Origin of the sequence: Mesorhizobium sp. M2A.F.Ca.ET.039.01.1.1 (assembly GCF_003998035.1) — a bacterium.
In the GTDB taxonomy this organism is placed as follows: Bacteria; Pseudomonadota; Alphaproteobacteria; order Rhizobiales; family Rhizobiaceae; genus Mesorhizobium.
In genome coordinates, this window is record NZ_RZRY01000538.1 from 1 (window position 1) to 4415 (window position 4415).

Annotated in this window: 3 protein-coding genes; 1 reads left to right on the top strand and 2 read right to left on the bottom strand. The window is 63.4% G+C overall.

Going from position 1 to position 4415, the window contains the following annotated elements; translation table 11 throughout:
• Nucleotides 1–2509: caspase domain-containing protein (locus tag EOA24_RS28675; protein ID WP_127410323.1), on the top strand; the 2509-nt coding region annotated here is incomplete at its 5' end.
• A 130-nt stretch (nucleotides 2510–2639) separates the two neighbouring features.
• On the opposite strand, the gene EOA24_RS28680 is transcribed toward EOA24_RS28675, so the two are convergent.
• Entirely contained in the window at nucleotides 2640–3308 is a 669-nt protein-coding gene (locus tag EOA24_RS28680) for a transglutaminase-like cysteine peptidase (RefSeq protein WP_189342220.1), read from the bottom strand.
• Nucleotides 3309–3676: 368 nt separating this feature from the next.
• Nucleotides 3677–4415 (bottom strand): metallopeptidase TldD-related protein (locus EOA24_RS28685; protein ID WP_245501874.1); only part of this gene is annotated, 739 nt, incomplete at its 5' end.

Sequence of the window (4415 nt, forward strand, 5' to 3'; positions counted from 1 at the left end):
GTCCGATGCGTTGGTCACCTCCGCGAACGACGCCGGTCTGATCGCGCAGACCCTGCAAGCAGCCGGGTTCGATGTGGTCGGCGCGCGCGATGTCGACCAGGAATCGCTGCGTGGCGCGCTGCGTGATTTCCTTGCGAAAGTTTCCGCCGCCGGTCCGGACGCTACCGTTTTCGTGTACCTCGCCGGCCGTGGCGTGCAGTTCGAAGGCGAGAACTACTTCTTGCCGGTCGATGCCCAGATCGCCAATCCGGCCGACGTGCCGCTCCAGGCCATGCGGCTCTCCGATATCACCAAGTCGCTGGCCGGACTGCCGACGAAGGTTAATATAGTCGTCCTCGACGCGGCCCGGCCGAATGCCCTCCCAAAAATGAGCCAGCCGCTGGCCAGCGGGCTGGCGCTGGTCGACCCCGAGCCCAATATGCTGATCGCGTTCAACGCCGCTCCCGGAACGGTTGCGCCGGAAGGTGAGGGCCCATACGGCGCCTATGCCCAGGCGCTCGCCGAGATGATGCGCGACGGCGGCTTGTCGCTCGATGAGGTTTTCGACCGCACGCGGCTGCGCGTCAACGAGGTGACGCAGGGCGCCGAAATCCCATGGGATGTCTCGAAGATCGACGTGCCTTTCGTCTTCTTCGAGCGCGCTCCGGACGCGCCGCCGCCGAAGGTTTCCGAGGCCGAAGAACGGACTAACCGGACCAGGGCGATCCGCGACTTCAATGCGCACGACGCCTATCTCGCGGCACTCGATCGCGACACGATGCGCGGCTACGAGGATTTCATCGTCGCCTATCCGCACGACCCAATGGCCAAACGCGTGCGCGCCATCATCGCGGCGCGGCGCGAGGCGATCACCTGGCGTGAAACATGGCTGCGGGACACGCCTGAGGCCTACTGGTCCTATCTCGAACGCTATCCGCACGGGCCGCATGCCTGGGACGCGCGGCGCCGGCTGGAGCATTTCGACGCCGAGCTCGAGCCACCGGCGAGCTTTACAGTCATCGTGTACGATGTGCCGCCGCCGCCGGAGGAGGAAATCGTCTATGTCGATAGGCCGGTGCTCTATTTCGACGATCCCGATTTCGATTTCGAGCCTCCGCCGCCGGTCGACGTGATATTCCTACCTCCTCCACCGCCGGACTTTGTCGTGCTGCCGCCGCCTCCGCCGCCAGTCGATGTTTACGTCCTGCCGACGCCGGTCTTCGTCCCCGTGCCGGTCTGGGTCAGGCCGCCGCGTGACATCGTGCCGCCGCCGGACAACATCATTTTCAACAACATCCACAACACGACCGTCATCAACAACATCAATAACACCACGATCCGCAACGAGACCGCCAATCAGGCCGGGCAGCCAGACGGCAATGCAGAGGGCGGCCTCACCACCGGCCAGAAAATGACCGGAGCTGCCATCGGTGCCGGCGCGACGCTGGCGGCCAGGATCGCGCTGCCGCCGCTCTTGAAGAAGAGGGCGGCCGTATCCGGTCAGGCCCAGTTCAACCAGAATCAGGGCGCCTTGCCGCTGAAGCCCGGTCAGGGTGTGACGCAGGGCCAGCAGCCTGGTGCTGCGCGTCCGCTGTCGAAGAACCTGTCCACCCGCAAGCTCGGAACCGACCACGCCTTGCCGGGAGCCGATGGCAAAACGCTGCCGCTCGTCAACGGCAAGCCGGTGCTCAACGGCCGGAATCTGCTCAACGACAGGTCGAGGAAGCTGCTTGGCAAGCAAGGCATTGTGGAGGGCAACCAGGAGGCGACGGGAAATGCCGGCGCCGCGGCGACCGGAGTGCAGGGCACGGATCAGCGGAAGGGCAAGAAATTCCGCAAACTGCCGACCGTCAACGGCTTACCGGCCGACAACGGACTCAACTCACGGGAGAAGTTAAGGAAGAACAATCCCAACGCGTTGTCCGACCAGGGCAACGGCAAACCGAAAAGGCTGATGCGCAAGGATTTGTCAGCCGGCCGGTCCATAGTCGAGCCAGGCGATCAGGGCTCGGCCAACAGAAACGACAAAGGCAGAAAATTCGGCAAGCTGCCGACCGTCAATGGTGAGCCGGCTGACAACCGGCCGAGCGTGCGGAAGCACCTGAGGAGGAACAATCCGGACGGGTTCTCCGACCAGGGCTCGATCGACAGGAACGTCAAGAAGGTCCGCAGACCGCCGACCGTCAATGGTGAGCCGGCCGACAATGGGCCGAGTATGCAGAAGCGGCTCAGGAAGAACAATCCGGATGTCTTCTCCGGCGAGAATCAGGGCTCCGCCGGCGGGAACGACCGGGCCAGGAAGTTCCGCAGGCCGCAGAACGAGGAAGGTTCCGTCGGCCCCGAAGTCAACGTCCAGCGCAACTTCAAGGTCAACCGACCGAACGAGAATGTGCAGCGCCAGCTCAAGCTACAGGAAAACCCCAACGCTCAGGCGCGGCGTCTGCCACAACAGCCCAAGGAACAACCGCCGCAGGGTAACAACAAGAAATTCGCCTGCGGCAAGCCGGGCGAGCCGCCCTGCAAACAATAGCGGCAGGGTTGGACAGCAATTCTCCGTCGATGGGCCGGGGTTTCCCGGCTCATCGCCTGCAAATCAAGAGATCGCTGGCTCGCGGCGCTTCAGCCGATGCTGGCTGAACGGGACAGGCGGACAATCCGACCTATGAGCTCGGCGATAGCCGCTTTGCAGTGCCGCCACGCTGGTTGATCGAAACCCAGGTGTTCGGGTTCTGCTGCGACTGCCGTTTCAGGAAATAATAGCCAGTTGCGTTCCAGGGCCTGACCTCGTCGACCAGATTGTCAAGGATGAGATCGCCCTTGTCGGTCTTCACCGTCAGGATGGTATGGCCCTCGTTGTGCAGGTCGCGAACCACCGTCATCAGCAATGCCTGCCGGGGAAATCCTGCTTCCTGAAGAAGCTTGCGCTTGTAGAGCGCGTAAATCTTGCAATCGCCCTTGCCGTCCACGGGATAGTCCCAGTGGTCCATCATCGTGCCCCAGTGATCGTAGTTGCTGACGGGCTTGATCGAGCGGTTCGCCTTCTGGTTCACCCGCTTGAGGATGCTCATGTTCCGCGCTGTCAGCTTGACGCTGGCGGCCGGCAGGGCAGGCACCTTGCATTCTTTCGGCCGACGATGACAGAAGTCGAGCCAGCCATAAGGAACGCTGGTGCTTGCGCCGACAGTGGCGGAACTGGCGGCAGGTCGTGTCGACGCTAGCTTGAACAGCGACGATTGCGCCGCCGCAGGGCCTGCTTGTAGCGAAGTCGCGCCGATCAACGCAAAACCAAGGAAGAGGGAAGAGGTCAGGACGCCTGGGGAATGCTGCACTACCGACACCACCGCAACGAGAAGACTGGCCGCAGGCTAATGCGCAAAGGCAGGCCAAGGCAACTGAACAATTAATAATGTTCTAACGCGATTGTGTTTTGCGTTGGGCGAAGGCTGCCGCAGACCGGTCTCAAACGGCAGTTTGGCGCCGCTGCGCTTCAGCTAGCAGGGCGGTGTCGATATCCTCCAGCGTTTTTGGCTTGCCAGGGGGGCCGTAGGCTACCAAACACGTCCTTTGGCCGCGTCGGGGCAAAGGGCGTTGCCGGTTTCAGATCAGCGCCCTCTGATGGGCTTTCGGATTTCGACATTGTGGACTCCGTGGGGTGAGCACCGCAGGCACGCGAGAATAGCGGGACGTGCCCAGCGCCTCAAACCCTGGTGCCGCCCACCGTCATCTGGTTCATCCGCAGATGCGGCTGGCCGACGCCCACCGGCACGCCCTGTCCTGCCTTGCCGCACATGCCGATGCCGTTGTCGAGCTTCATGTCGTTGCCGACCATGCTGACGCGGTGCATGGCGTCCGGACCGTTGCCGATCAGCATCGCGCCCTTGATCGGCTGTGTCACCTTGCCGTTCTCGATCATATAGGCCTCGGTGCAGCCGAACACGAACTTGCCGGACGTGATGTCGACCTGGCCGCCGCCGAAGGAGACGGCGTAGATGCCGTTCTTGACCGAGGCGATGATCTCTTCCGGCTCCATGTCTCCGGCGGTCATGTAGGTGTTGGTCATGCGCGGCATCGGCTGGTGCGCATAGCCCTCGCGCCTTCCGTTGCCGGTCGCCTTCATGCCCATCAGCCGGGCGTTCTGGCGGTCCTGCATGTAGCCGACGAGCTTGCCGTCCTCGATCAGCACGTTGCGCGCCGAAGGCGTTCCTTCGTCGTCGACGGTGAGCGAGCCGCGCCGCTCGGGGATGGTGCCGTCGTCGACAACCGTGACGCCCTTCGCCGCCACCTGCTGGCCCATCAGGCCGGCGAAGGCCGATGTCTTCTTGCGGTTGAAATCGCCCTCGAGCCCGTGGCCGACCGCTTCATGCAGCATCACGCCCGGCCAGCCGCTGGAGAGCACGATGTCAAACGTCCCGGCCGGCGCGGGAACCGCCTGGAGA